This window comes from Ammoniphilus resinae (assembly GCF_017873965.1).
GTDB classification, from domain to species: domain Bacteria; phylum Bacillota; class Bacilli; order Aneurinibacillales; family RAOX-1; genus Ammoniphilus_A; species Ammoniphilus_A resinae.
On the sequence record NZ_JAGGKT010000023.1, the window covers coordinates 16,827 to 42,658 of the forward strand.

27 protein-coding genes and 1 pseudogene are annotated in these 25,832 nt (G+C 42.6%); 10 read left to right on the forward strand and 18 right to left on the reverse strand.

Annotated features, from left to right (window positions below; genetic code table 11):
• Positions 1–81: 81 nt before the first annotated feature.
• The 3 genes from J2Z37_RS22360 to J2Z37_RS22370 are packed head-to-tail and all read left to right on the forward strand — an operon-like array spanning position 82 to position 2,778.
• Positions 82–1,095, forward strand: coding sequence for a Gfo/Idh/MocA family protein (locus J2Z37_RS22360; protein ID WP_209812550.1), 1,014 nt, complete (start codon positions 82–84; stop codon positions 1,093–1,095).
• An 18-nt stretch (positions 1,096–1,113) separates the two neighbouring features.
• Positions 1,114–1,779, forward strand: coding sequence for a FadR/GntR family transcriptional regulator (locus tag J2Z37_RS22365; RefSeq protein WP_209812551.1), 666 nt, complete (start codon positions 1,114–1,116; stop codon positions 1,777–1,779).
• Positions 1,780–1,797: 18 nt separating this feature from the next.
• Positions 1,798–2,778: a zinc-dependent alcohol dehydrogenase gene (locus J2Z37_RS22370; protein WP_209812552.1), complete on the forward strand. Its 981-nt coding sequence runs from the start codon at positions 1,798–1,800 to the stop codon at positions 2,776–2,778.
• A 73-nt stretch (positions 2,779–2,851) separates the two neighbouring features.
• On the opposite strand, the gene J2Z37_RS22375 is transcribed toward J2Z37_RS22370, so the two are convergent.
• The 3 genes from J2Z37_RS22375 to J2Z37_RS22385 form a co-directional block, all read right to left on the reverse strand.
• Entirely contained in the window at positions 2,852–4,129 is a 1,278-nt protein-coding gene (locus J2Z37_RS22375; RefSeq protein ID WP_209812553.1) for a TRAP transporter large permease, read from the reverse strand.
• Positions 4,130–4,131: 2 nt separating this feature from the next.
• Positions 4,132–4,641: a TRAP transporter small permease gene (locus tag J2Z37_RS22380; protein WP_209812554.1), complete on the reverse strand. Its 510-nt coding sequence runs from the start codon at positions 4,639–4,641 to the stop codon at positions 4,132–4,134.
• Positions 4,642–4,716: 75 nt separating this feature from the next.
• Positions 4,717–5,817, reverse strand: coding sequence for a TRAP transporter substrate-binding protein (locus J2Z37_RS22385; protein ID WP_209812555.1), 1,101 nt, complete (start codon positions 5,815–5,817; stop codon positions 4,717–4,719).
• A gap of 281 nt (positions 5,818–6,098) precedes the next feature.
• Here J2Z37_RS22385 and J2Z37_RS22390 point away from each other — a divergent pair, with 281 nt between their 5' ends.
• Genes J2Z37_RS22390 through J2Z37_RS22405 form a run of 4 tightly spaced genes read left to right on the forward strand, consistent with a single transcriptional unit; the run spans position 6,099 to position 10,145 of the window.
• A complete protein-coding gene (locus tag J2Z37_RS22390) occupies positions 6,099–6,869 on the forward strand; it encodes a DeoR/GlpR family DNA-binding transcription regulator (protein ID WP_209812556.1) in 771 nt (256 codons plus the stop codon).
• 34 nt (positions 6,870–6,903) lie between these two features.
• Positions 6,904–7,932, forward strand: a complete 1,029-nt coding sequence (locus tag J2Z37_RS22395) for a zinc-dependent alcohol dehydrogenase (protein WP_209812557.1) — start codon at positions 6,904–6,906, stop codon at positions 7,930–7,932.
• Between the two features lie 2 nt (positions 7,933–7,934).
• The gene (locus tag J2Z37_RS22400; RefSeq protein ID WP_209812558.1) at positions 7,935–9,170 is read left to right on the forward strand and encodes a four-carbon acid sugar kinase family protein; all 1,236 of its coding nucleotides are present in this window, start codon (positions 7,935–7,937) and stop codon (positions 9,168–9,170) included.
• Positions 9,171–9,176: 6 nt separating this feature from the next.
• Complete coding sequence (locus J2Z37_RS22405; RefSeq protein WP_209812559.1) at positions 9,177–10,145, forward strand: aldo/keto reductase; 969 nt, start codon at positions 9,177–9,179, stop codon at positions 10,143–10,145.
• 189 nt (positions 10,146–10,334) lie between these two features.
• On the opposite strand, the gene J2Z37_RS22410 is transcribed toward J2Z37_RS22405, so the two are convergent.
• The 10 genes from J2Z37_RS22410 to J2Z37_RS22455 all read right to left on the reverse strand — a co-directional run bounded on the left by J2Z37_RS22410 (position 10,335) and on the right by J2Z37_RS22455 (position 21,298).
• Entirely contained in the window at positions 10,335–11,357 is a 1,023-nt protein-coding gene (locus J2Z37_RS22410) for a zinc-dependent alcohol dehydrogenase (RefSeq protein WP_209812560.1), read from the reverse strand.
• 41 nt (positions 11,358–11,398) lie between these two features.
• Positions 11,399–12,913 (reverse strand): xylulokinase, encoded by a 1,515-nt coding sequence (locus tag J2Z37_RS22415; protein ID WP_209812561.1) that lies wholly within the window; start codon positions 12,911–12,913, stop codon positions 11,399–11,401.
• A complete protein-coding gene (locus J2Z37_RS22420) occupies positions 12,900–13,877 on the reverse strand; it encodes a 2-hydroxyacid dehydrogenase (RefSeq protein ID WP_209812562.1) in 978 nt (325 codons plus the stop codon). The genes J2Z37_RS22415 and J2Z37_RS22420 overlap by 14 nt, the downstream gene beginning before the upstream one ends.
• A gap of 12 nt (positions 13,878–13,889) precedes the next feature.
• Positions 13,890–14,942: a zinc-dependent alcohol dehydrogenase gene (locus tag J2Z37_RS22425; RefSeq protein ID WP_209812563.1), complete on the reverse strand. Its 1,053-nt coding sequence runs from the start codon at positions 14,940–14,942 to the stop codon at positions 13,890–13,892.
• A 14-nt stretch (positions 14,943–14,956) separates the two neighbouring features.
• Positions 14,957–15,598: a class II aldolase/adducin family protein gene (locus tag J2Z37_RS22430; RefSeq protein WP_209812564.1), complete on the reverse strand. Its 642-nt coding sequence runs from the start codon at positions 15,596–15,598 to the stop codon at positions 14,957–14,959.
• A complete protein-coding gene (locus J2Z37_RS22435) occupies positions 15,595–16,377 on the reverse strand; it encodes a DeoR/GlpR family DNA-binding transcription regulator (protein WP_209812565.1) in 783 nt (260 codons plus the stop codon). The genes J2Z37_RS22430 and J2Z37_RS22435 overlap by 4 nt, the downstream gene beginning before the upstream one ends.
• 250 nt (positions 16,378–16,627) lie before the next feature.
• On the reverse strand, positions 16,628–17,596 hold the full coding sequence (locus tag J2Z37_RS22440; protein ID WP_209812566.1) for an NAD-dependent epimerase/dehydratase family protein: 969 nt from the start codon (positions 17,594–17,596) through the stop codon (positions 16,628–16,630).
• A gap of 29 nt (positions 17,597–17,625) precedes the next feature.
• Positions 17,626–18,498: an NAD(P)-dependent oxidoreductase gene (locus tag J2Z37_RS22445; RefSeq protein WP_209812567.1), complete on the reverse strand. Its 873-nt coding sequence runs from the start codon at positions 18,496–18,498 to the stop codon at positions 17,626–17,628.
• A gap of 49 nt (positions 18,499–18,547) precedes the next feature.
• Positions 18,548–19,633 carry a TRAP transporter substrate-binding protein gene (locus J2Z37_RS22450; RefSeq protein ID WP_209812568.1) on the reverse strand — a complete coding sequence of 362 codons (1,086 nt, stop codon included), beginning with the start codon at positions 19,631–19,633 and terminating at the stop codon, positions 18,548–18,550.
• A gap of 138 nt (positions 19,634–19,771) precedes the next feature.
• A complete protein-coding gene (locus tag J2Z37_RS22455; RefSeq protein WP_209812569.1) occupies positions 19,772–21,298 on the reverse strand; it encodes a xylulokinase in 1,527 nt (508 codons plus the stop codon).
• Positions 21,299–21,582: 284 nt separating this feature from the next.
• On the opposite strand from J2Z37_RS22455, the gene J2Z37_RS22460 reads away from it, so the two are divergent.
• The 3 genes and pseudogenes from J2Z37_RS22460 to J2Z37_RS22470 all read left to right on the forward strand — a co-directional run.
• On the forward strand, positions 21,583–21,870 hold the full coding sequence (locus tag J2Z37_RS22460) for a hypothetical protein (RefSeq protein ID WP_209812570.1): 288 nt from the start codon (positions 21,583–21,585) through the stop codon (positions 21,868–21,870).
• Positions 21,871–22,062: 192 nt separating this feature from the next.
• Positions 22,063–22,302, forward strand: coding sequence for a hypothetical protein (locus J2Z37_RS22465; RefSeq protein ID WP_209812571.1), 240 nt, complete (start codon positions 22,063–22,065; stop codon positions 22,300–22,302).
• A gap of 326 nt (positions 22,303–22,628) precedes the next feature.
• Positions 22,629–23,792 (forward strand): annotated as a pseudogene (locus tag J2Z37_RS22470) (nitrate/nitrite transporter); the annotation flags it as partial.
• A gap of 109 nt (positions 23,793–23,901) precedes the next feature.
• On the opposite strand, the gene J2Z37_RS22475 reads toward J2Z37_RS22470, so the two are convergent.
• From J2Z37_RS22475 to J2Z37_RS22495, 5 genes are read right to left on the reverse strand one after another with little or no spacing between them, the layout of a single operon-like run.
• Positions 23,902–24,498: a molybdenum cofactor guanylyltransferase gene (locus J2Z37_RS22475; RefSeq protein WP_209812573.1), complete on the reverse strand. Its 597-nt coding sequence runs from the start codon at positions 24,496–24,498 to the stop codon at positions 23,902–23,904.
• A 15-nt stretch (positions 24,499–24,513) separates the two neighbouring features.
• Positions 24,514–24,792 (reverse strand): hypothetical protein, encoded by a 279-nt coding sequence (locus J2Z37_RS22480; protein WP_209812574.1) that lies wholly within the window; start codon positions 24,790–24,792, stop codon positions 24,514–24,516.
• Positions 24,779–25,105: a hypothetical protein gene (locus tag J2Z37_RS22485; RefSeq protein WP_209812575.1), complete on the reverse strand. Its 327-nt coding sequence runs from the start codon at positions 25,103–25,105 to the stop codon at positions 24,779–24,781. Before J2Z37_RS22485 ends, J2Z37_RS22480 begins: the two co-directional genes overlap by 14 nt.
• The gene (locus J2Z37_RS22490) at positions 25,095–25,301 is read right to left on the reverse strand and encodes a hypothetical protein (RefSeq protein WP_209812576.1); all 207 of its coding nucleotides are present in this window, start codon (positions 25,299–25,301) and stop codon (positions 25,095–25,097) included. The genes J2Z37_RS22485 and J2Z37_RS22490 overlap by 11 nt, the downstream gene beginning before the upstream one ends.
• The gene (locus J2Z37_RS22495; RefSeq protein ID WP_209812577.1) at positions 25,291–25,818 is read right to left on the reverse strand and encodes a Rieske 2Fe-2S domain-containing protein; all 528 of its coding nucleotides are present in this window, start codon (positions 25,816–25,818) and stop codon (positions 25,291–25,293) included. The genes J2Z37_RS22490 and J2Z37_RS22495 overlap by 11 nt, the downstream gene beginning before the upstream one ends.
• Positions 25,819–25,832: the final 14 nt, after the last annotated feature.

The window sequence follows — 25,832 nt, forward strand, 5'->3', positions numbered from 1 at the left end:
CTGATGAGTTAAACACGTGATGAGTCTTTTCTTTTTAAAGCTCCACTTTAAAACCCAAAATTTGTAGAAAGGTGATGCAAATTGAGACGCAAAATCAAAGTTGCTGTCATTGGAGCGGGACGCGTAGGAAACAGTCATATACAAGCCATTTTAAAATCTCCAGAGCAAATTGAACTTGGAGGAATCGTTGAACAACAAGCAGCATTGGCCAATGAAACCGCAAAAACAAATAACACGAGAGCCTTTTATTCTGTGGAAGAAGCCCTAAGCAACACGGACATTGACGCTTATGTTGTTTGTCTTCCACATCATTTGCATTACCCCATTGGGAAACAGATCCTTGAGGCAGGCCGTCATGTGCTTATTGAAAAACCGTTGGGAATTCACCTCAGAGAGGTGCGGGATCTTATTCAAACCGCTGAAAAACATGGCGTATATGTCATGTCTGGTCAGAGCCGGCGATTCTATAATCCGATTCAACAAGCGAAGGAATACTTGCCTGCCATTGATGGCCCTACGAACCTTCTATACAATTTCGCCTGCATTTTCACAAAGGATAGTGCTCCAGTATGGTGGCGTGAAGAAAAGAAAACTGGCGGACTGGTTTTAGGAATGCTTGGTTCCCATAGTATTGATATGACGCTCTGGATGTTTGAAGGAAGAAGGCCTGTACGAGTTTATTGTGAAACCCGTAAGATTACAGATGTTTTTGAAGGGGATGATGCGGGTTCCATTATCATTACCTTTGATGATGGGTGCATTGCAACCAACTACTTATCAATCTGTCATTCCCCTCTCAAACATGAATGCCTTATCGAAGGACGAAAAGGATCAATCTATTTTAATCATGAAGGGGACCACGATGGTGTGATCGGCACCTCTGCCACCAAAGTTTTAGTAAACGGAAAACAACTTGATACGTCGGATGACCCTGATTGCTTCACCCTGCAAATCAGGGAATTCACCTCGGCTATTCTAGAAAATCGGCAACCCAGCACTTCTGCACAAAATGTTTATTCTTCCTATCTTGTTTTGGAAGCTGCCAAGGAATCTGCAAAGAAACACCAATCCATCGATTTGAGAGAGTTCATTTAAATCATAAAGAAGGCAGACATGATTATGACCTATCACCTACAACCATTCATCGAGAAATTAACGAGAGATATCGTTTGGAAAATTACCCAAAATGAATATGGTCCACGCGAGCAGTTACCATCCATTGAAGAAATGGCTAAGCAATACGGGGTTGCCCGCTCGACTATTCGGGAAGCCTTGAAACATCTTCAATCATGCGGATTAATTTACTCCCAGCACGGTAAAGGAACCTTTCTATTAAACTTTAAAGTTTCTGAACATGGGGGCAATGTTATTTTAGAAGAGATTTTAGATCTGAGAAGAATGCTTGAAATTCATGCCATGAAAAAAGCCGTTCAGACTAGAACAGACCAGGATATTGCTAGACTCCAACAATTATTGAATGAAATGGAACAGTGCATCACAAGTCCTGTTCGCTTTACCGATACGGATCGGCAGTTTCATATATCGATTGCAGAGGCATCGAAAAACCCATTTCTACCTAGTATGTATCATAATATTAGCGGATTGTTTGCGGGTTTACAGGATGCCATTTTCCAGGTAAAAGGATCGCCAGAAAAAGCCCTATATGAACATCAAGTCATGTTAAGAGCGTTAGTGGGACGTGATGAATCGCTTGCACTGGATGTTATGAACAATCACCTGGACAGTATTGTTAAGCAAATAAGAGAACGAAGGGTTTAATATAAGAGGAGGGATACTATGGTAGCAACTCTAGCAGCCAAGCTAATTGAAAAAGAAAACTTAATTCTAGAAGAAAAAAAACTCGAGCTGGGGGAAGATGAAGTACTTGTTAAAACCCATATGGCCTCGATTTGTGATGCCGATTTAAGAGCATTTCGAGGGCTTCATATGCCGGGTGACCTTCCGAAATTTGACTATCTCGGCCATGAAGGTGGAGGTGAAGTCGTTGCCATCGGCAGTAAGGTGCGGGAATTTAAAATCGGTGATAAGGTGATGGTATTTGGCCCACATAATTCGTTTGCATACTACTTTAAGGCTCCTGTCGCGAACTTGCATAAAGTTCCTGAAGGAATGGATATGAGCGTCGCTTGCCTTGGAGAACCAATTGCAGTGGGGATGTATGCCGTGGTAGAAACGGATATCCAGCTAGGCGATACGGTTGTCGTAGCTGGATTGAATTTCCAAGGGCTGATTGCCGTTCAAGCGCTAAAAAAACGTGGAGCAAGCAAAGTCATTGCAATTGACTATTCCGATAAACATCTGCAAATTGCGGCTGAAACAGGTGCTGATGTTTTAATCAATACAACAAAAGAAAATGCCTTCGAAAAAGTTCACGAGTTAACCCAAGGAAGACTATGTGATGTGGTTTTCCACAGCTGCGGGTATTGGAATCCGCGAGCGGAGGAGTATTTCAATTTAAGTGCTTCCCTTACCAAAGATGAAGGGACCATGGTTTCTGTCCCCGACCTTATGTCTAACATTTCCGCTTATTTACATCGCATCCATCATCATGGTATTACCCTGAAGTTTCCCGCACTTATGCATCATAGTCCCGCATTCCGGGAAATTTGGGTTCCGCGGTTATTGCGAATGGTCCAGGAAGGTGGCATCAACCTTCAGCCTTTGATTACGGGACGCTATCCTATTTCCGAAGTCGTGAATGCCATGCAGGAATTCCACCAAGATCCTGATCAAGTCAAAATAGTCCTTGTTCCCTAAATCCATCATCGGACATTTTTTAACCAAAAAAACCACCTGTAACCAGGTGGTTTTTCCTATGTGTTGCAAATCCCTACTTCATTAACAAGTCAGGTAACACCAATACTAATTGCGGTACATAGGTAAAGAGATACAGAAGCAGGATAAGCATCGCCAAAAATGGCGCAATCTCTTTAATAAATTCACCTATCGTTGACTTTGAGATACTGTTCGTCACATACATCAGTACACCTACAGGTGGAGTAATTGATCCAATCATGACATTTATCGCAAGAATAACACCATAATGGACGGGATCTACCCCGATTTGTGCTAACAACGGCATAACCACAGGCGTGGTAATGATAATGATGGCGGTTCCCTCCAAAAAACAACCAAGAACAAGCATGACAAGCATCAATAGTAACATAATAACCCAAGGTGTTTGGGAAATGGATTGGAACAATTCCAATACCTTAATTGGTCCTTGTTCGAAGGCCATAATCCAGCCAAAAGGGGCCGCAGCTGAAATAATAATTCCCACAGAGGCTGTCATTACCAAAGTTTCTAGAAGTTTCTCAGGTATATCTTTCCATTTTAGGTCACGATACACAAACAATCCAACCACTAATGCATAAAGAACAGCAATCACCGCAGATTCAGTTGGGGTGAAAGCACCGCTTAAGATTCCCCCTACGATAATAAGCGGCATGATAAGTGCCCACACGGCATTCTTAAATGCCTTCCCTACCTCCGATGACGTAGCACGTGTTCTTGTTTCCAGCTTTCTCTTTGTAGCTATAAAATACGTGATCACCATTAGTCCAAGTCCCATAAGAATTCCCGGGATAGCCCCGCCAAGAAACAGTTTTCCGACGGAAACCCCAGCAATACTTCCATAGATCACCATTGGGATACTTGGGGGGATTATGGGGCCAATAGTTGCTGCAGATCCTAAGATCGCCGAGGAAAATCCTCTGCCATATCCTCTTTTGACCATTTCGGGGATTAGGGTTGTACCGGTAGCAGCTGCATCAGCAACTCCAGAACCCGATACACCTGACATAAACATATTCGAAACAACTGCAACATGGGCTAAGCTCCCACGAATATGGCCGACAAGTGCCTCCGATAAACGAATCAATCTTGTTGTAATACCTCCACCGTTCATCAGTGCTCCAGCTAAAATAAAAAGCGGAATCGCAAGTAAAGGAAAGGAGTCTAAGCCCACAATCAACCGCTGTGGAAGCGTTTCAATCGGGACGGTTCCAGTCGTTTGAATAGCTAATAACGAAGCTGCCAACAATGCAAAACCAACGGGGAGTCCAACCACGATTAAAATTAATAGACTTGAAACCAGCATCACGAGCATGGTTATATCCCCTTTCCATCAAAATTGTCTAATTGGTCTACAACAATGGAAGGTCCAAGCCACAATGTTTTCCACATATCGATGACGGTATAAATAAACATCAAAAAGCAAGATACTGGTACTGCCGCGTAAATTATCCCTGTTGGGATTTCCAAGCTTGTTGTCGGTACATCCCATGTCGAAAGGGTTAGCAGGAATCCATAATAAAACATAATAGAAAACAAAATGAGTAGGGCCAGTTGAATGATGAAATAAAAGGCCTTTTGGAATCCCCCGGGGGCAATTCGAATTAAAAAATCCAAAGCAATATGCCCTTTCCTTTTAACAGCGACTACTGACCCTAAATACACCGTCCAAATAAACGTATAACGGGATAACTCATCCGTCCATACAATAGACACATTAACAAACCTTGCAAATACTCCAACTGAAACGGTCGCAACCATCACCGCAACAAGGATGCATCCCACAATTTCTTCCGCATGTCGAATGATAAAACGAATGTTGGACAATACATTTCACCCCTTCTTAGAAGTTTTAGGGGAGTAGGGCAATCTCTGAGCCCTACTCCATCAAGATCGCTATCTCTATTCTTGTGCTTTTTTGATTTTTTCATAGAAATCTTGATCAAACTTATCCAAGAAGGATTTATATGTATCCTTTGTCGCTTCGCGGAAGGCATTCAAATCAGGCTTTACAACCTTCATTCCGTTCTTCTCCAGTATCCCCAGTTCTTCTTCATTAGCTTTCAGCTGTTCTTCAGACTGGTAATCCCCCGCTTCAATCATTGCATCCTTAATAATTTGCTGTTGCTCAGATGATAAGGTATTCCACCACTTTAAACTGATGCTTGGAATCTGATTCTGGGTCATATGGCCTGTCAAATTAATCGTGTCTTGAACTTCAAAAAACTTTGAGGTATAAATAGTGTTTATTGGATTTTCCTGAGCCTCAATCGTGCCAGTGCTTAAGGCCATGTAGACCTCTGTGAAAGCCATTGGTGTAACGTTTGCTCCCATGATTTTAAAAGGTTCGGTATGTGCTTTCGCATCAGGAGTACGAATCTTTAAACCCGCAAGTGCATCCGGGGTAGCGATTTCCTTTCCTTTCGTTGTGATTTGTCGGTCACCGTACCACCATACCGCCTCAGGTATAATTTTTAGGCCTGCCGCTTCAGCCTCCGTTGCAATTTCTTTATAAGCGTCACTTTGCGCTAATTTTTTTAAACTAGCAAACTTTTCCCGTTCATTCTCACCTTTAATAACATAGGGTAAAGCAAGAACCGCTGCTTTCGGTGCAAAATTAGACATCATAGCAGCAGAGGGTATAGAAATTTGGAATGTACCTAATTTATTGCCTTCAATCATATCCTTTTCATTTCCTAGCTGGCTTGAAGGGAACACCTGGACTTCCATTTGTCCATTGGATTTTTGTTCTACAATTTCTTTAAATTTAAGTGAACCTTTCTGCAGTGAGGTTGTATCTGCAACGGTGTGTCCGAGCTTGATAACTATTTTCTCAGTACCAGCTTGCTCTTTCTTGGCCTCTTCTTGTTTCGGTGGTGTAGATGTTGAATTAGAATTCGAGCTGTTATTCGCTGGTTGGCTTCCAGTTGAAGAACCTCCGCATCCAGCAAGAATCGATGATGCCAATAAGGTTGTCCCAATCATCCAATGTACTTTTTTCATCATAACAACTCCCCTTATAGTTTTTATTAATTTAAAGCGCTTTAAAAACTGTGTTTTAACCTGCCGAGATTCCACTTTAATCTATCGAGTTTCCTCACCGCCTTCCAAAAGTAATTTTCATTCATAGGCAAAACCCTCAATACTAGTTAGAATCATTGCAAACTTCAAAATATAAAAATTTAATTGAACTATCTGACTATTATTGTATAATAAACATATTGGAACATCAATACACAATCTCAAACAATATCAAACAAAGTTGTCATTCAAGGGGATAAGCAATGTTAGCTGAAGAGCGAAGAGCCAAAATCATTGAGTTTCTTAAAACGGAAGAGACGATGACTGTTCAGCATCTAAGCGAAAAACTTAAGGTTTCTGAAATGACTATTCGCAGAGATTTAATCACTCTCGATAAAAAAAGGGTGATACGCCGCATCCATGGAGGGGCAACAATCTTACAAAGGGAAAAGATTACGGTCCGAAGCCCGTTTAATGAACGAGAGGATCGCCTTTGGCACGAAAAATTACGAATTGCAAAAAAAACTGCTGAAACCATCAAGGACGGAGAAACCATCCTTATGGATATTGGGACTACAACTCATCTTGTAGCACAGCACTTAAAACATAGAACGAACCTTTTCATTGTGACAAACTCCATTAAAATCGCCCATGAGATGGCTGGTCTCCCAAGTATTAAAGTTCTCTTATTAGGTGGATATCTTTATGATCCATTTGAATTAAGTTTGGTCGGCTTACCCGTGATTAAGATGCTAAGCGAACTAAGAGTCGATAAGGCAATAATTGGGGTAGCCGGCGTCCATGAGGACAGAGGGATCGTCAATTTAGATTTAGATGAATCCGAAATTCGCAAGATAATGATCCATTGCGCAAGAGAAGTCATTGTTGTTGCAGATCATTCCAAAATCGGGAAAGATTCCCTTGTTTCAGTGGCTCCATTAACAGCCATTGATACACTGATTACCAATAAAGCTGCTGATCCCCACTATATTAGTCTTTTCAAACAATATGGTGTTCAGGTCATTCTAGCGTAAGGAAAGTCAAACATTTATAGGAGGTTTTTATTTTATGAAGAACATGTATCAAGCTGCTGTTGTTTACGGTCCAGGGGATATTCGTTTGGAAAACCTTGAACATTCAACACCCGCTGCAGATGAAGTGAAAATCCAGGTTTTTGAGGCGAATATTTGCCCTACAGACTTGCGTGGATATCGTGGGGCTAAAGAAATCCGTCATCCTGAACGTGTAGGTCATGAATTTGCTGGATATGTCACAGAAGTCGGATCATCAGTAACACGCTTTAAGATAGGTGATCGCGTGACTGCGATGTCATGGACGGCTTGCTACCGTTGTGAAAAGTGCACTCGTGGAAAATATTCTGCTTGTCCACATCGTACTTTGAACATGGGGGCTTTTGGAGAATACATTACAGTAAAAGAATGGGTAGTTTATAAACTCCCAGAACATTTATCCTTCGGTGTTGCAAGCTGTGCTGAACCTTTGGCAAGCGTGTTAAAGGCCTGTACTGTAATTAGTCGCGTAACCTTAGGGGACCAGGTTGTTGTTTATGGACTCGGCCCTATGGGAATTCTTCATCTCCAAGTATGTAAACTTTTAGGTGCTACGGTTATTGGAATTGACTTAATCCCAGAAAGGTTGGAAATTGCCCGGAAGGCCGGTGCAGATGCTGTAATCAATGGCAATGATGTGGATGTCATCAAAGAAGTGAAGGAACTAACAGGCGGTGGAGCCGATGTCGTCATTGTGGCTGTAGGCGGAGCAGCTGAAGCTCCTTGCACAGAAAATGCGCTAAAAATGGCGGCACATGGCTGTCGGATCAATATTTTCACTGGCACTTTCCCTCTACGCAAAATGACCATTGATCCCAATTTGATCCATTATGGAGAATATGAATTATCCGGAACACGGTCTTACAATCCCAAGACATTTGAATTAGCTCTTGATCTGCTCGCTAAAGGGCAAATCAATGTGGATTTAGTTCGGACACCAACGATTACCCTTGACGACATTAAGCATGGCTTTGATATACACGGAACACGGGAAGCCATGAAGGTAGCAGTCACAATTAGGAAATAAAAATGACAAAGATAGCGATTATCGCGGATGATTTAACCGGGGCATTGGACAGTGCTGTATATTTCGGGAAAGAGGGATACCCAACCGTTTGTTATCTCGAATGGGGGGAAAAGACAATTTCAACCCTCTCCCCTTCTGAGGTTACAGTCTTTAATACCAATTCTAGAAATCTGCCAGAAGAACAACTAGAGTCTTGCTTGAAACCCTATATTGACTGGTCTTCTAGTGCCAAGATTTGGTTTAAAAAAATTGATTCAACTCTGCGTGGACATATCGGACGTGAGTTAGAAATTTTCATTCAACAACTAAAGCCTGATGCTGTCCTAGTCTCCCCTGCTTATCTAGATACGGGAAGAACTGTCAATCAAGGAAGCCTGTTTGTTTATGGGGTACCGCTAGAAAAGACAGAACTAGCTTATGATCTTCCTGACGATTGTCGAACCTCACAGCTCGTGAAACGGTTTAGCTATAAGTCAAATATTAAAATGAAGCACATGAATCGGACCGAATATTGGAATAAGCAATCTATAATGGATACAATAGAAACCGCTTTACTGCAAGGAATTAACGTTTTTTCATTTGACATGATTCACCAGGAGGATGAAGCTCTTTTAATAGAAATCGGTACAAAGCTGCAAACCACCGGAAAAAAAATTCTTTGGTGCGGCTCTGCCGGATTAGCAAAAGCATTGGCCCACAGCCTGCCTAGTAAATTAAAAAGTTCCTTAAGCCTTCTCATCAACCATAGCAGGTTGTGGATCATCGGTAGTAGAAAAATGATCTCGCACCAACAGGCAAATGAGCTCATTCAAAAAACCTCAGCTGCTGTTCTATTGATATCGGGTAACTCCCTTACGACAGAACAACAATTAAAGATAAAACTAGCGGTAGAAGAAAAAAAAGATATAGTCTTATATTCCGCTATTGAGGAAACATCTTCCGAATGTAAGCCAGAAATTGCTCAGCACCTGGCCCAGGCAGCACGTAATATCTTAGAGCTTTATCGAACAAAGATTAACTATATTATATTAGTTGGAGGTGATACAGGCTCCATTTTCCTGCAAACAATAGGAGGCAACACCATTCACATTATTGGGGAAATTGAAGACGCTGTGCCTTGCAGCAGGGTCATAACAAATGATCACCATGAATTTATATTGATTACGAAGGGCGGAAGTATCGGTGATGTCGGAACTTTGTCAAGGGTTTGGAATTGGATAAACAAAGGGAGAGAGTGAGCAAATATGAAAATGAAAAAACTAGGAAATACAGGCTTAAAAGTTTCAGAAATTAGCTTAGGTACCATGTCTTTTGGACGATGGATTGATGAGAAAGCATCCATAGATTTAATTGATATCGCCATTGAGAACGGGATCAATTCGATCGATACGGCAGACGTCTACGGCCGCGGGCAGGATAACGGTGTTTTTTCTCAGCTTGGAGAGGCGGAGAGCATTGTTGGGAAGGCATTAAAGGGGCGTAGAGATCAAGTTGTTTTGGCAACCAAGGTATGTAATCGAATGGGCCAAGGGATCAATGAAGAAGGGTTAAACCGCAGACACATCTTAAAATCTATAGAAGATAGCTTAAAACGTTTACAAACCGATTATATAGACATATATTATGCACACCGTTTTGACCCTAATACCCCTTTGGAGGAAACACTGCGAACTTTTGAAGATCTGGTCAGGCAAGGTAAGGTTCGTTATATTGCATGCTCCAACTTTCAATCCTGGCAAGTCGCAAAATCACATGGTATTAGTGTTAAGCTGGAACTAGAAAGATTCGAAGCTGTACAACCCCAATACAGCTTGCTCGTAAGAGATATTGAAAAGGAGTTAATCCCTTTTTGTCAATCTGAGCAAGTGGGTGTCATCGTATACAGCCCCCTGGCAAGAGGGATGCTCTCTGGAAAATATCAAACGCCCGACCGCTTCCCAGACCATTCTCGAGCAAAGGCGGGTGAAGAACGATTGCTTGATTTGCTGAAACAGGAGGCAAACTTTGAAAAGGTACGACAGCTGCAAGAAATCGCAAATCAATTAGGCATTCCGCTAGCCCAAATGGCTCTTGCTTGGATTCTACATCAACCTGCTGTCACCTCGGCAATTATTGGAGCAACCAAAAAAAATCAGTTGGAGAGCATTATTCAAAGTAAAGAAATTCACTTTGAAGCGGCTGTTCTTGAGCAGATTAACAGTGTTACAAAATAAAATCAGGTGTATTCCTCTTTAGAGGAATCTTTCCATGCCGATAGGAAGGTTTGGTTCACTTTAACGCTTTAGTGTGAACTTAAACTTTCCTATACGGAGAGAAAAACCGGGCATAGCCCGGCCCTTTTACTTTGATTCCGCCCAGCCTTTAACAATGCAATATTTATGACAAAGATGCTATCTCAATTTCTAAAATTCTATTAGCACCTTAAGCGAACGGTCTTCCTTGCGCTCAACGAGTCGAAACCCGAGATCCGCTTGAGAGTAAGGCAGAACGTGGGAAATTAGAGATTCAGTCTTCACCTTCCCTGCAGCAAGAAGCTGGATGGCTTTCAACATGTCCTTCCGCGTGTATGTGTAAGATCCAACGATTTCCTTTTCCTGACCTTGCAGCTGCATTATATCTAGTGCTTGCTCCTCATGAAACATGGCCACGGTGATAATTTTTCCACCACGACGAAGAAGGGATAGAGCTTGGTTCACAATTCCGGGCACCCCCGCCGCTATAAACACTATATCAATTGACCCTCCAACTAGTTTTTTTGCTTCACTCACCCAATCGGCATGCTGACGAATATTTAGCGTGGAAGTTGCTCCTAGGTCACGAGCAGCCTCCAGAGCGTAATCAAAGACATCTGTTGTAAGAATGGTGGTAGCCCCTGCTGCGATCGCTGCGGCTTGTGTAAGTAAGCCAATAGGTCCTGCCCCCAAGATCGCCACGCGGTCGCCAAGAGATACTCCCCCTTTAAAAACCGCATGCACCCCCACAGCAAAAGGCTCAACTACGACGCCATGATGATAGTTCAGCACATCTGGCAACACGAAGACTGTGGATTCTGGTGCAACAAAATATTCCGCCATTGACCCATACCAATTTTTCACGCCGGGCGCTAATCGATCCCCACAATAATTGATCCTACCGTTTATACAGTCTTCACATACACCACATCCAGCCTGTGGTTCAACCGTTACCCGATCCCCGATTTTAATCCTCGTAACCTTGCTTCCCACCTCGACCACATCTCCGGCTACTTCATGGCCGATGATAACCGGTGGCTTGCGAAACGGATGAATCCCTTTATAAGTATGTATATCCGAACCACAAATCCCGGCTGCTTTTACCTTTATTCGTACGTCGTAATCCCCTACAACCGGATCTGTCACATCCTTTACAACAACCTGATAAGGACTTTCCACGAGCACCGCCTTCATCCTACCGTTCCTCCTCCTAATATTGAAGCTTTCTTATCATCCTACTTCTCTAGATCAACCGAGCTTATTGCTTGAAACAGTTCTTTATTCCTTTGATATAAACTTTTAAAAACAAAATAGCCACTCTGATAAATCTTTTGATGATCCAAGTTTGGAACATATGTAGTTATTATTTTGGATTCTGGAAGATCCGCAACTGTCCCACCAGTCACACATAGCAATGCAAGATAGGCCGCACCCAGTGAAGCCGTTTCTACATCGGTGGACAGTACTTTAATTTCTGTACCTAAGATATCTGCTTTGATCTGTGACCATTCCTTACTAAAATATCCCCCGCCCGTTCCAAGAAGTGATTTCATAAACCACCCTGCATTCCTTAATTCATCTTGAATCGTCTTCAGGCCATAAGCTGTACCTTCCATGATAGAACGAATCAGTTGTGCCTTATCTGTGCTTAACTGCAATCCGAAGAACATTCCTCTTGCGTGGCTGTCCCATAATGGAGCACGCTCACCAGCTAGATACGGAAGAAAGATCAGTCCTTTCGATCCGGCAGGGATGGTTCTCACCAATTTTTCATAATCTGAAAAGGCATCCACTTGCCCAGTTCTCCCATCGAGCTGGTCTCGAAACCATTGAAGAGACCCCCCGGTTGCTGACATGCTCCCTTTTAAGATCCATTGACCATCCACTGCATGCTTGAGCAGCGCAAGGTTTGGATGTGTGACCGGTTGGTCTAAAATCACTCCGATACCCGAGGATTGCCCTGACATTTCAAATGCCTGATTCGGCTTAATCAACTTCAACCCCAACGGTGCTGTCGCACCATCTATGGCACCCGCTACAACTGGAATACCCTCATTCAACCCAAGCAATGATGCCGCTTCAGATGTCACATGCCCGACAATCTCCATGCAGCGATAAATATCGGGTAGTTTGTCAAGAGACAACCCTAGTTCACGGATCAAGGAAGCGTCCCATCTCTGTTCACTGATATGGTATAACTGCGTTAATGCCGCATGAGAAATATCAATAGAAGCCTTTTTTGTTAACCGATAAATAATCCATCCATTCGCTTGAACATAACCCTTTGCCCGTTCATATCGATCTCTTTGATGTTTCTTTTGCCAAAGCAGCTTCGGAAGCATATAATACGGATCAATCCGATTTCCCGATATATTTTGGATCGTTTCCTTGCCGACAAGGGTTGCAAGTTCGCCGCATTCTTGTTCACTTCGGCGGTCCATCCAGATGAAGGCGTTCCCCAAAGGCTGACCTTCTGCATCAATCCCAAGAAGAGAAGGCGCTTGGCCGCTCACCCCGACACCACGGATGTTCCCAGCCCCCTCTTCCGAGAATTTGGTGACCTCCCTTATCGCTGAACAGGTTGCCCTCCACCAGTCCCAGGGATTTTGTTCTACCCATAAGGGTCTGAGATGAAAGGTCGGATATTCCACTCTTCTTTGAACCATTACCTTTCCATTTCGATCAATCAGTGTTGCTTTTACACCCGTTGTCCCTACATCAATTCCCAAAAAAGTGTCACGTGAGGGCATGAAGAGGCCTCTTTCCTTGAACAAAGTGCTGAACATCCTTCACTACCATTTCCGTTTGATGATAAAGAATATCCTGCGAAGCCCCTCCAATATGCGGGGTCAAAATGATATTTTCAAGCTGCAAAAATGGGTGGTTTGGATCCATCGGTTCCTCCACTAAGACATCCAAGGCAGCTCCGGCAATTCTTTTGTTTAACAATGCTTGAAACAGATCCTCCTCATTGACTAGTCCGCCACGGGCTGAGTTAATGAGATACGCTCCCGCTTTCATTTTATTTAGCGTTTCTTTACATATGATATTCTTGGTTTCAGAAGATAGCTTACAGTGAAGACTTATAAAATCCGATGTGGTCAAGACTTCCTCTAATGTGGAAGCTACAAAGATATCTTCGTTAGCTTCTTTTAGATAGGGATCATAGACGATAACATTCATGTCAAACCCTTTGGCCCGTTTAGCGACCTTTCTTCCGATTGCCCCATAACCAATCAAGCCTACTGTCTTTTGCTCCAATTCCGGTCCAGCAAAACGCTTGTAAGGTGTATTCCCTGCAATATCCCAAGGAACGTCCCCCCAACGCCGCTCCATAATGTAACGATAGGTTTGCGGAATAAATCGAGAAATACCGATCATCAGACCCATGGTTAAATCTGCTACTGCACTTGCGTTTCTTCCAGGAGTATTAGAGAGGGTAATATGGTAGCATTTCACCAGTTCGACATCAATGTTTTCGATTCCGCCGCGGGTGCAAGCAATATATTGTAATCGAGGTAATCCCCGCAAGACATCCTCTGTAATATCTTCATAACCAACAATCAGAATTTCACAGTCCTTCGCCCTTTCAACCAGCTGCTCAGGTGTAAGCTTCACCCCTTCATAACCCCATCCTCCAAACTCTAAGGACAAAGATTGGGATAATTCATTTATCCCTTGCTCAGTCAGCTGTGCCGTAACAAATGCTTTCATCCTTTGTCCCTCCTATCTCCAGGGGTCAATCAGTACTTTGATGCCCAAGAAATTGTTTTTCATTTCAAAAGCTCTTTGCCAATCTTCTAAAGGTACGATTTCCGAAATCAACTCGCTCACATCCAATTCTCCGGAAGCCAGTAATTCTAATACCTCATGGTGGATTTCCGGCGTTGAAGCGGAGGATCCCGTAAAATTAATTTCTTTATAATGAATGACATTCGGATCAATGGTAATCTTTGAACCATGCGGACAACCAGCAAAGATCAGGAAGGTGCCTCCCTTTTTTACGTAATCAAGGGATGTTTCAATCACCTTCGGAATTCCGACATCAATGATCACCACATCTGCCCCTTCTCCATTTGTAAGATTCAGGACTTGTTCAATAGGGTCTGCAGTTTGTGGATCAATCGTATGCGTAGCTCCACAGAGAACTGCAAGCTCCCTCTTCTCCTCCTGTGGCTCAATCACAAGAATCTGAGCAGGTTTTTTCAGTCTCGCTAATTGTGTATGAAATAAGCCAATCGGACCAGCCCCCACAATAATGACGGTATCGCCTTCTTTCAGCTGACTTCGTTCGATTCCGTGATAAGCAGCTGCAATCGGTTCGGAAGCCGCTGCAATCTTGTCATCGAGTCCTGGTGGAATGATGATAACATTCCCACTTTCGATGGCAATCGCCGGTATTTTTACATATTGTGAGAACCCACCATCAATTTCGTAACCGATCGTGGTGCGATTAACGCAAATATTTTTTCTCCCTCCGCGGCAGGCATAACAAGAACCACATGGAATCATTGGATAAACCGTGACTCGGTTTCCTAGCGCAAATTCCTTGACATCTCTGCCAACGCCAACCACCTCACCGACAAATTCATGGCCGATAATCCGTGGTGTCGAGATTTTCTTCGTCCCTTGATAGATCCGATTGTCGGTTCCGCAAACCCCTGCATATGTAATCCTAACCAAAAGCTCATCATCTTGAATGACAGGGATAGCGCGTTGCTCCACCTTTAAATTTTTCGGACCATAAAAAGCTAAGGATTTCATCATCTTTGCTGACAATTCCCACCAACTCCTTATTTATAACTGGCCTTTATACCATTTGTAGCGTCAATGGGTAGCGGGCGCGCCAATCCGTTTGATATAAAGTAAATTCGGGCGTTATCCTCCACCTCTGAAGCAACCACGATGGCTTCCTCTAGTGTTTTTCCAACGGCTAATACACCGTGGTTTTCTAGTAAAACAGCTTGGCTATTTTGAATTCCTGCACTTACTACTTCTCCTAATTCATTGGAGGCGGGTAAACGAAAAGGGGTTAAACACACTGAACCAACCTTCGCCACAAGACTAGGTACAAAAGGCGGCATCATTTCCCCTGGTTTCAATGTGCAGGCATAGGTAACGGCATGGATCGAATGGGTATGGGCAATAGCACTAATATCTGGTCTTGCCTCATAGACGGCAAGATGCATAGGCAATTCTTTTGTAGGTTTTAATCCCTCACAATATGTCCCATTCATTTGCGCTTTTGTGATCGATTCCGGTGTTAGATGGCCTAGTGACCATCCACTTGGTGTACAGAGAACCAATTGGGGACTGATGCGAATCGATAGATTACCGCCGGTTCCATTTACTAATCCTCTCTCGTAAATTTCCTTTCCCCACTTGACGATTTCCATTCTGGCCTGCTCTTCATCGATAATCTGATTGGCTTTCATTCCTCACACACCTTTCCATTCGGTAATAGCACTACCGGGCCTGTTTGACTCAAAGCCTGGATTTGTTCCGGGGTCGTTCTATGATCGGTAACAATGTAGTTCACTTCGTTCATTTGTGCGACTCGAGCCAGATACCTTTGGCCAATCTTCGTTTGGTCGGCAAGCACAATGAACTCTTTGGAAGAGGCAATCATTTGTTTTCTGACTTCCAAAGAAACGATATTGGATACGGTTACCCCCCCTACCGGGCAGAGACCACTGCAGGATAAAAATAATTTATCGATCCATATTCCTTTTAAAGTATCTACTGCAATGGAACCAATGACCGATCCTGTACGATGACGCAGAATTCCGCCAATAAAAATCACTTGGATAGACTCATATTCTTGTAAATGAAAAGCAATGTGAATAGAGTTGGTAACAATGGTCAAGTCCTTTATTGAAGAAAGATAGGGAATCATTGCTGCCGTTGTGGTCCCGCCGTCGAGACAAATGGTTTCATTATCTTGAACCAGCATCGCCGCCCGCTTAGCAATCTCTTCCTTTTCTAACACATGTGTCCTTTTTCTTTCTTGAAATAAAGGCTCCGCGTTTTCCTCATGTAAAACAACAGCTCCGCCGTGAGTCTTCTTTAAAATGTTCTCTCCCTCAAGATAATCTAAGTCCCTGCGTATGGTCGTTTCCGACACCTTAAGTGTTTGACTTAGATCTGAAACGGAAATGACCCCTTGCTCCACAATCATTCTTCTAATGAAATTCCTTCTCTCTATGACTAACATTAGACCACCTTTGACTTTATTAGTGTGCAATTGAATGATTTTGATCGATTCTGCTGATTTCTGCACATTTATATTTTACATTTTTTAGAATATTAATTCAATACTGATCAAATAGAATGTTATGGGACCACAATAAAAATGAGCGTTCCCCCTTTTGGTAAAAACGCTCACCTGTTTGTTTTCCTTATTCCCTCTTTCGCAGCAAACGAATATTGCCAATTGCAACCAAAAGAATGTCTCAGTATTAAACTTAGGCGTGCTCAATTTCCTTTTTCTTTAGTTCGGCGCACATCCAGTTATAATACTTTTCCAAGGATTCTTTAAAGTCCGCACGTGGTCTAAAACCAATTTGTTCCTTATATTCGGAAACGAGCGGACCGCGTAATGGGGCTTGCTGTACAAATGGGTCCATACCTTCTCCAATCTTAATTTCTGCCTCTGGGCATTTCATGGACAAGAATTCAATAATTTCCCGATTCGAATACAATTGTTCACTGCTTAAGTGTAGGTATGCTGGCGGGTTATCCACTTCAATAGCTCGACAAATCCCATCCACAACATCATCTACGAAGGTAAAATTCGCAATAAAATCGAGACCGGATTCTTCCACTAATCTATTTTCGGTTATTACTTTCCAGGTATAGTAGGCAATTGGACCTGTGTTCCATCGCGGCTCACGAAGTTCCGGCAGCGGGCCGAATACCCAAGAAACGCGAAGGTTCACCCCTTGGATTCCATAGTTCACGCGATAACAGTGGACCAATTCTTCACTGACCCGTTTAGTTGAAGCATAAGTATTCATTGGAGTAGCCAATGTTGATTCATAAATCGGGTCGGTACTGGTTTGGGTTCCAAAAACAGAACCTGATCCAACGTACAAGAATTTATTGACTCCATAGATCCGCGCTAGTTCCAATAAATTTAATGTTCCAACGGTGTTGGTTTGAAAAGCATCCGTTGGATTGGCCTTACAGTACATCCCGTTTAAATTCGCTGCTGAATGTACAATGGTTTCAATCCTATATTTCGAAAACAAAGCCGTCAATTGAAATGGATTGGTGATATCTCCACCTTCGTAATAGATATTAGAGCAGCCCTTAAAAAAATCACTCTGGGGATCGATAACACGATCAAAAAGAATAATTTCTTTTCCTTCCTCTGCCAACCTTTTGACAAGATTAGAACCAATCATCCCGAATCCACCTGTTACTAAAATCACAAAGATCTCTCCCTTTCTATTTATAAATCTTAAAATTCTTTGTAAATTTGCTTGATAATTGCAATATAATCGATATTTCCGCCTTCCTGATTGATTAGCTGCTCATAGAGTTCCTTCGATTGAAACAGAACCGGCAGCTCTAACTGTTCAGCCTTTGCCTTCTCTATGGCCAGGTTGATATCTTTTAATAAAAGGGCAGATTTAAAACTAGGCTCAAAGTTTCCTTCAATCATAAGTGGAGCCTTATGCTCTAAATGCCAACAGTTAGCCCCTCCTGAAACAAGAACATCCCTTAATTTATAAAGGTCTAGTCCGGATTTTTTCCCCAAAGCTAGGGCTTCACTCATCGTCAGGGTCGTTCCCGTAACCATAATTTGGTTGCATAACTTTGTCGTTTGACCCGCACCACTTGGTCCCATATAGGTAATTCGTTTCCCCATACACGCTAACACATCTTTAACCTGTTCAAAGGCCTGTTCTTCACCTCCGACCATGATTGACAGACTGCCAGCAACAGCGCCAACATACCCGCCACTGACAGGGGCATCAATATAGGAAACTCCCTTTTCCCCAAAAGCTTCGTTAATTTCCTTGGTTACTTCCGGTGAGATACTGCTCATATCGATCACAATCGTTCCTGGCTCAACATATTGAATAAGTGCCTGTTCACTTAAGAGACAGACGTCCTTCACATGGGGAGAATTAGGGAGCATGGTAATAACAATCTCATTTTCCCCCACAGCCTCCAGCAAACTGGATGCAGGGTGAGCACCTTCCTTCTTCAATTCATCAACCAAGGATCGTACCTGATCAAATACGGTAACCTGGTGCCCCGCTTTTATCAAATTCATAACCATGGGTTTTCCCATTACACCAAGGCCAATAAATCCTATCTTTTTCATGAATTATCCCTCCCAAATGAGAAGTGGGGGAATTCCCCCACTTGGTTGTTTATTTTACATCTCGAATACGTTGGATTAGATTTGGTGCCCATTCGCTCTCAAATTGTTTTTCCACCTGGGCTTCTTCTACTTTTTTGGCAAATAGTGATTTGTCGACCTCTACTACCTTCATGCCTTCTGCTTTTAATTGCTCAAAGTACTCTTTTTCAGTTTGTTTTGTAAGATCCTTCTCGTAATTCCCTGCTTCAATAGCGGCTTCTTTAATCACTTTTTGAATATCTTCAGGGAAACCGTTCAGCTTCTTATTGTTTATTAGGAATATGAAAGGTGCAATCAAATGCTCGGTGAGCATCACATGGGATTGAACTTCATAGAACTTGGAAGTATAGATTAAGTCAACAGGGTTTTCCTGGCCATCTACAACCTTTGTTTCCAAAGCTGAGAACAGTTCGGTAAATGCCATGGGTGTCGGATTGGCTCCTAAAGCTCTCCAGGATTCTAAAATGTTTGGAATTTCGGGAGTACGAAGCTTCATTCCAACCAAGTCATCAGGGGTTTTAATTTCCCTGTTTGCAGTAAGATTTCGCGGGCTTCGATCCCACCAATCCAAAACGGTCGAATCTAAATTCTTATTAAATTCCTCTTTAATTTCATTACCTATTTCACCGTTTAGCACCTTATGTAAGTGTTCCAAATCTCGAAAAAGGTAAAGGGAAGATAAACCAGCGTATTTCGGAGTGAACATGGCAAATGCTGCATCCCCTGTAATCACAAAATCCACCGCGCCGAATTTCATACTATCAAGCATTTGCTTTTCGCCGCCAAGCATTCCGTTAGGATAAATATCAATTTTCACCTTGCCATCGGTTCCCTTTTCAACCATTTCGGCAAATTTCTTCGCACCCAAATCAACGGGACTATCAGCTGCATTAACATATCCCAATTTCAGAACAACCGTTTCTTTATTCTCGTTTTGGGCTGGCTCCGTTTTAGCAGATTCCTGTGGTTTGCTTGCTTCTTGTGGTTTGTTGGCTTCCTGTGGTTTGCTAGCCTCCTGAGGTTTGGAACCACACCCCGCAATAATCATAGACATCGCCAACAGGATTGCAAATGAACTAACAAGTGTTTTTTTCATCGATCGTATCCCCCTTCGGAATCTGAATTTTTGTTTTGTCCAAACTTAAAGTGACAAGTTTTCTATTCCAGAACCGCCCCCTCTCAGGTGAATTTGTAAATATTAGTTAAAATAAATAGAATATACAGATATTTATTTTTAAAGATTGAATCCTTTGGGCTCACTCATTTGCAGTTGCTTCCAACGCCAAATCAGCTCTTTATTGTTTTCATAATAGGCTCTGAAAATAGGTAAGGCATGCGAGTAAAATGAATGAGCGTCTGGGTTAGGAATTACTTGTCTTTCCACTTTAATCCACTTTTTCCGCAATGATGCTAGGTCCGGAAATAAACCGATACCCCATCCCGCAAGCATCGCTGCTCCTTTTGTTTCGGTTTCCAACTCCGCTGGAATAAGTAATCTCTTACCTAAAATGTCACTAATGATTTGCATCCAAAGTCTGCTGCGGGCCCCGCCTCCACCTGCATATAAATAGGTAGGGTTGATTCCACATTCCTCCTTCAAAATGCCATCATTTTGCGCTAAAGCAAAACCAACGCCTTCAAGTACAGCCCGGATCAAATGCGCCTTGTCATGCCTTAACTCTAGTCCAAAAAAGCTTCCGCTAGCATGCGGATCCCAAATTGGTGATCTTTCCCCTGTCAAATAAGGGACATACATCAAGCCTTCCGCTCCCCGATGAATAGACTCAGCCATCCTATCCATTTCGTCGTATAATCCGGTTGCGGGGCAATCTGAGAAAAGCAGCTTTTTTATCCATTTCATTGATATCCCTGCACTGTTAATGGGTGTCATACTAATCGGAGGGCTTGCCTCATCACAGACAGTATTCATAAATCGCAGATCCAATTTATCGTTCTCTACACAAATTCGGCATACAGTCCCCATAATCAGCGCACCACTACTGGCTTCTACCCCCAAACCAACCCAAGCCCCGATTGTATCCATCGCTCCAGCGATAACTGGTGTACCTGGTTTAAGACCAGTGCGAGCAGCTGCTTCGCTGTGGACAAAACCAATCACTTCTGAAGAAGAATAGATGGGCGGCAACTCCTCAGGGTGGAGTGAAAATGCTTGACAAAGCTCACTGTCCCATCTTCTATCAAAAATATTGTAAAGCATTGTACTCGATGCCCTGCTATGATCGATACTGTACTCACCCGTTAAGCAAAACGTCAAAAAACTTGTAGGTGCAAGGAAATAGCGAATTCTTTCAAAAATATGTGGTTCATGCTGTTTCAACCATAAAAGGGTAGGACCCCAAAATGCCCCGGAAGCGATCCGATTCCCGGTCTTTTCGAATATCCACTCGTGACCGAACTCCACGGTCAATTGTTCAACCTGGGCTGTGGCCCGATGATCAAGCTGCATAATGGCCGGACGAAGGATGTTTTGTTCGGCATCCATTATGATTAGAGAGTTAGTACAGGTAATCCCAATCCCTTTGACCTCTTCCGCCTTCACTTTTCCTCTAGAAAATACCTCTTGCAACCCATTACAAACATGGCTCCACCATAATTTTGGATCAAATTCCACCCAACCTTTGAAAGGCATCGATAAGGCGTATTCACGGTAAGTTCGATCAACCAGCTCTCCATGGTCTGTGTAAAAACTTACTTTTAGCCCGGTTGTTCCGATATCGATCCCCGCAAGTAGTTTTGTCAACGAGCCACCACCCCCACATCTGACCATTGATCTATATTGTTGATTTTCTTTTACTCAAATTTGAAGTTTTTTGCTCATTTTTGGTTGTTAATGATCTTATTTTAATATATTGAGAATTTAAGTTCAATACTAATATTTCAGTTTATTTAAAATAATCACTATGCATGAGGTTGTTTCATCAGTGAGAACCATCACTTTAAATTCGGCGAAATTTGAATAGAATTAAACTAGAACCTGCACCCTAGCAGGTAATTTTACTAACATAGAAGAAATGAGGAATTGCCATGGAGAATACTCATTTATACGAACCAAACCTTAAAAATACACTCAACCGTTTTGAAAACAGACAAGTGGTTTTAAATTTCTATCAGGAGGATATGCTTGTGGATCGAGTCGGGCTTTTCTTTGATACAATGGAGGTAACCGACAAGTCCGTCAACTTTCAAAAAAACGGAGAAACCAGCTATGTCCTTGATATCCAAGACTATAACAGTTTTCAAGCCTTAACAGGCTTTAAACATTACTATTCCTTCTCTAACGACAACAACAGGGTTGAGTTGTATTTCCCCTAGGCTCTACCCTGTCCGTTAGTTTATTTTCCCCACATATGAAGTTCTATTTAAGTTTCACTTACTCCTAAAAATAACCCCAGATTTTAAGCCTTATTAAACAAATAAATCAGGGAATCCCCCGACATACTTTTCATATAAAAACTTTTAAAATAGTGATTAAGAAAGTTTTAGTAAAAAAGGAGAGTGGTTAATATGACGCTTATTGATGTGAAAGAAGTATTCAATACATGTGAGTATCCATTTTATAAAGAAGTTATGTTAAATTCAGGGACAATGACCTGTACAATATACAGCACACATTCCGACTTTAAGAAACAAATCAACATCCCGCTATTAAACTTTGATCAGGCTGTACACTATATTTCACTAAACATTATCCAGCTACGATCCTATGAAATGATCCACAAAGAGTTAAGCGAGGATTTGGACTGATATCCTCTGTTTGCTCCATTTTGAGTCCAAATCAGACCTGGATTCGGACTGAAACCCTCTATTTGCTCCACTCTGAGTCTGAATCAGGCGTGGATTCGGACTGAAACCACTGTTTGCTCCACTCTGAGTCTGAATCAGACCTGGATTCGGACTTAAACCCACTGTTTGCTCCTCTCTGAGTCCGAATCAGACCTAGATTCGGACTGAAACCTACTGTTTGTATTCCAAAAAGCTGTCTTCATCTTCTAAGCACCTTTTGTTTTTTCTAGGAAAATGGGCACATTAAAAAAGCCGTCTTCATTTATCCATTAGAAAGGAGTAAGAACATGCATTCAGGAAATTCACAATTAACGATTCAAACGACAAGCTTGGTTATAGGGTTTATGGTTTGGGTCATTCTTTCTTCCCTGATGCCCTTTATCCAAGATGATATTGCCTTGACACCCAATCAGATCACTTGGATCTCCTCGATTCCGGTCATTTTAGGATCACTCTTGCGTATCCCCTTTGGTTTTTGGACCAATCGATACGGGGGAAGGGTTATGTTTGCGATTAGCTTTGTATTCCTTTTATTTCCTGTTTATTACATTAGTATAGCTGACTCTTTTATTGATTTGCTAATAGGAGGGTTATTTGTTGGGATTGGCGGAGCAATCTTCTCTATCGGGGTCACCTCACTGCCCAAGTATTATCCTAGTGAGAAGCACGGTTTTATCAATGGGATTTATGGGGCAGGCAATATTGGGACCGCAATCACCGCCTTTTTAGCACCTGTTCTTGCCAACCAATTGGGGTGGGTTACCACAGTTAGACTTTACCTTATCCTTCTCGCTGCCTTCGCACTGCTCAATTTTTTCTTTGGGGATCGTCATGAACCACGTGTGGTTGCATCGCTAAAAGAACAAGTCTCACAGGTCTATAAAAGCCAAAAGCTGTGGTTCATTTGTATCTTTTATTTCCTTACATTCGGATCCTTTGTTGCCTTTACGATTTATTTACCAAACTTTCTCGTCTCCCACTTTCAATTGGCAAAAGTAGATGCAGGGCTTCGCACCGCTGGCTTTATCACTCTGGCCACCTTGATGCGACCGATCGGGGGATGGTTAGGGGATCGATTTAATCCGTTTAAACTGCTCATGCTTGTCTTTGCAGGACTGACTGTTGCAGGGGTTCTCTTGTCGTTTACACTTTCGCTGTTTCTCTATACGGTCGGATGTTTGACGGTTGCATTCTGTGCAGGGGTGGGAAACGGGGTTATTTTCAAATTAGTTCCCCTTTACTTCTCTAAACAGGCAGGAATCGTGAACGGGATTGTTGCTGCCATGGGAGGGCTTGGAGGTTTCTTCCCGCCACTGCTCCTCACCATCGTATTCAACCTGACGGGTCACTATGCAATTGGATTTATGGCCTTGTCGGAAGTCGCGCTAGCGAGCTTCATTCTCGTGATGTGGATGTATTACGAAGAGAAGGTACAGCATGCCGAAACGAATCGCGGCGAATCAGAGGGCAACGCTGAAGAAGGGGGTTCTGCTGGTTTTCATTTTCCCACGTACCGTTTGAAAAGGCGTATTCGCGGAAAATTCTGAATCTACACCGCCCTTAATCTATCAAATTCATATTGATGGCGTGTTGCGCCCTGGCATATTCAACAGGGGTATTCATGTTTAAAAATTCGTAAGGGTCGTTTTGGGTAAAGGTTTTGATGTTCAATTCTTCGATAACATCCATCATCCTCCTGCGACCCGACTTTACAATTTGTTCAAAAGAAGCTTGCGTTCTGCGGCGATATAAAGCATAAAGAGGGTGAAGCTTCTCATTTGCTATTGGCACAACCCCATCGCGAGAAGGATCCTGTTCCAAGCATTGGACCATTTTCATAATCGTCTTTGTCCTGACAAAGGGATAGTCGCAGGCAATAACAAACTGCAACGGATAATTCGATTTTTCCATTCCGGCATGGATTCCGCCAACTGGACCGCAATTTTGATAAATATCCTTTGCAAAACGAACCATTGAAGGCAAAAAGCTATAAGGAGAAGGATCTGCGGTCACAACCGTAACCCTTTCACATACTGCAAGTAGCTGCCTACAAATCAAAAGAAGAACAGGTTCGTTATGAAGAAGGAGCAGTTCCTTCGGTTCCTTCATCCTCCGGCTTTGCCCGCCTGCCAAAACAATCCCATGCAATTGCTCCATTCGGAACCCCTTCCTTTATCTTTCTAGCACTTTTATCTGATAACTTAAGTTTGACTCGGTATCTACAGCATAATAAATCGGGTAAGTCCACTCTATTTTACTATGAATTGGCACAGCGATAAAGGTTGTCTCATCAAAATGAAAGCGGATATGTGTTGTATCCGGACATAGGCAAACATCCCATAAAGTCTTTTGGAAGGTGGGAGCCGTCGGCTGATCCTCCAAATCCAGGATTTTCACCTCGATCGGGCACCCTTTATATTCCTTAAGTGCTTCCATACTAGTGACAGCCACAGCCACCACACCCCTTTTCTCTCGCTTGATTAGGATATACCTGCAAACGATACCCTTGCAGCCATTGCCAAAATTCTGGATGGGCACGCGTCTCAAGAAAAGATATAACCTCTTCTTCAGAGCGCCATTTTTCCATTCCTCTTACTTCCGCTACGACGATTTCATATTCTTCATTTTTTCTCCAATCGATGTACCAATGCAAAGATTCCCCGAACAGGCTAAATAGTTCATCCTCAACAGCATCTTTTAAATTTTCTTGTTCCGCAAGGGGCGGGCAAATGAAACAGAAATCAAAGAAACATTCACTTTTCATTTGGGTTCGCCCCCACGTTTTTGTGCCGTTTATAAATCCAGATCGCAATTGGGAAAAGCACCACGTTCAAGCCTGCCAGGAGGAGTGTAATCCCGTAATTCTCGAAATAATATTGATGGACCGTAGCTTGTGTGATTACAATATTAAAAAATAAAATCAGGCATAACCACAATACCCCACGATAACTACGCTTCATAACGCTTCACCCCTACTGCATAAATCGAACCGCCATCCACTTTTATCACAATTTCAGGCAGCGCCCTTCTCGGTGGTCCCGCTGTCGGCTCCCCGGACTTCACATCAAAAAATCCATGATGACAAGGACAAACCAACTGATCTCGTTCCTTACTCCAAAAAACAGGGCAGCGAAGATGTGTACAAGCATTTTGGTAAGCCTTAAATTCGTTTTCACCTAACCGCACCAACAGAGCCGAATCGTGCTCACCCGGGTAGGCAAATTCCACCGCATCACCAACGGCGACTTGATTTAACTTCGCAATCTCCAATTCTGGATATTTTTTATTATTAAGCCCCATTAATTCCTTAGCAGCAACCGCTCCCCAAGGGAGGGTGGAAACTGCAAATAATCCTGCAGCGCCAGCCAATGTCTTCATAAAAGATCTACGATCTATACTCCGCTCATTATTTTTTGAGATATTGTGGGTATAATTATCCTCATCAAAAGGAATTCGACCGTTTTTTTCATTTTCCATTTTTCCAACCTCCT

Coding starts and splice junctions, on each gene's coding strand:
- J2Z37_RS22485 (WP_209812575.1), bottom strand. CDS start 25,105: ATGAAAAGTGAATGTTTCTTTGATTTCTGTTTCATTTGCCCGCCCCTT.
- J2Z37_RS22450 (WP_209812568.1), bottom strand. CDS start 19,633: ATGAAAAAAACACTTGTTAGTTCATTTGCAATCCTGTTGGCGATGTCT.
- J2Z37_RS22385 (WP_209812555.1), bottom strand. CDS start 5,817: ATGAAAAAAGTACATTGGATGATTGGGACAACCTTATTGGCATCATCG.
- J2Z37_RS22410 (WP_209812560.1), bottom strand. CDS start 11,357: ATGAAGGCGGTGCTCGTGGAAAGTCCTTATCAGGTTGTTGTAAAGGAT.
- J2Z37_RS22365 (WP_209812551.1), top strand. CDS start 1,114: ATGATTATGACCTATCACCTACAACCATTCATCGAGAAATTAACGAGA.
- J2Z37_RS22370 (WP_209812552.1), top strand. CDS start 1,798: ATGGTAGCAACTCTAGCAGCCAAGCTAATTGAAAAAGAAAACTTAATT.
- J2Z37_RS22475 (WP_209812573.1), bottom strand. CDS start 24,498: ATGGAGCAATTGCATGGGATTGTTTTGGCAGGCGGGCAAAGCCGGAGG.
- J2Z37_RS22395 (WP_209812557.1), top strand. CDS start 6,904: ATGAAGAACATGTATCAAGCTGCTGTTGTTTACGGTCCAGGGGATATT.
- J2Z37_RS22430 (WP_209812564.1), bottom strand. CDS start 15,598: ATGAAAGCCAATCAGATTATCGATGAAGAGCAGGCCAGAATGGAAATC.
- J2Z37_RS22460 (WP_209812570.1), top strand. CDS start 21,583: ATGGAGAATACTCATTTATACGAACCAAACCTTAAAAATACACTCAAC.
- J2Z37_RS22405 (WP_209812559.1), top strand. CDS start 9,177: ATGAAAATGAAAAAACTAGGAAATACAGGCTTAAAAGTTTCAGAAATT.
- J2Z37_RS22400 (WP_209812558.1), top strand. CDS start 7,935: ATGACAAAGATAGCGATTATCGCGGATGATTTAACCGGGGCATTGGAC.
- J2Z37_RS22415 (WP_209812561.1), bottom strand. CDS start 12,913: ATGCCCTCACGTGACACTTTTTTGGGAATTGATGTAGGGACAACGGGT.
- J2Z37_RS22495 (WP_209812577.1), bottom strand. CDS start 25,818: ATGGAAAATGAAAAAAACGGTCGAATTCCTTTTGATGAGGATAATTAT.
- J2Z37_RS22445 (WP_209812567.1), bottom strand. CDS start 18,498: ATGAAAAAGATAGGATTTATTGGCCTTGGTGTAATGGGAAAACCCATG.
- J2Z37_RS22490 (WP_209812576.1), bottom strand. CDS start 25,301: ATGAAGCGTAGTTATCGTGGGGTATTGTGGTTATGCCTGATTTTATTT.
- J2Z37_RS22420 (WP_209812562.1), bottom strand. CDS start 13,877: ATGAAAGCATTTGTTACGGCACAGCTGACTGAGCAAGGGATAAATGAA.
- J2Z37_RS22435 (WP_209812565.1), bottom strand. CDS start 16,377: ATGTTAGTCATAGAGAGAAGGAATTTCATTAGAAGAATGATTGTGGAG.
- J2Z37_RS22375 (WP_209812553.1), bottom strand. CDS start 4,129: ATGCTCGTGATGCTGGTTTCAAGTCTATTAATTTTAATCGTGGTTGGA.
- J2Z37_RS22465 (WP_209812571.1), top strand. CDS start 22,063: ATGACGCTTATTGATGTGAAAGAAGTATTCAATACATGTGAGTATCCA.
- J2Z37_RS22390 (WP_209812556.1), top strand. CDS start 6,099: ATGTTAGCTGAAGAGCGAAGAGCCAAAATCATTGAGTTTCTTAAAACG.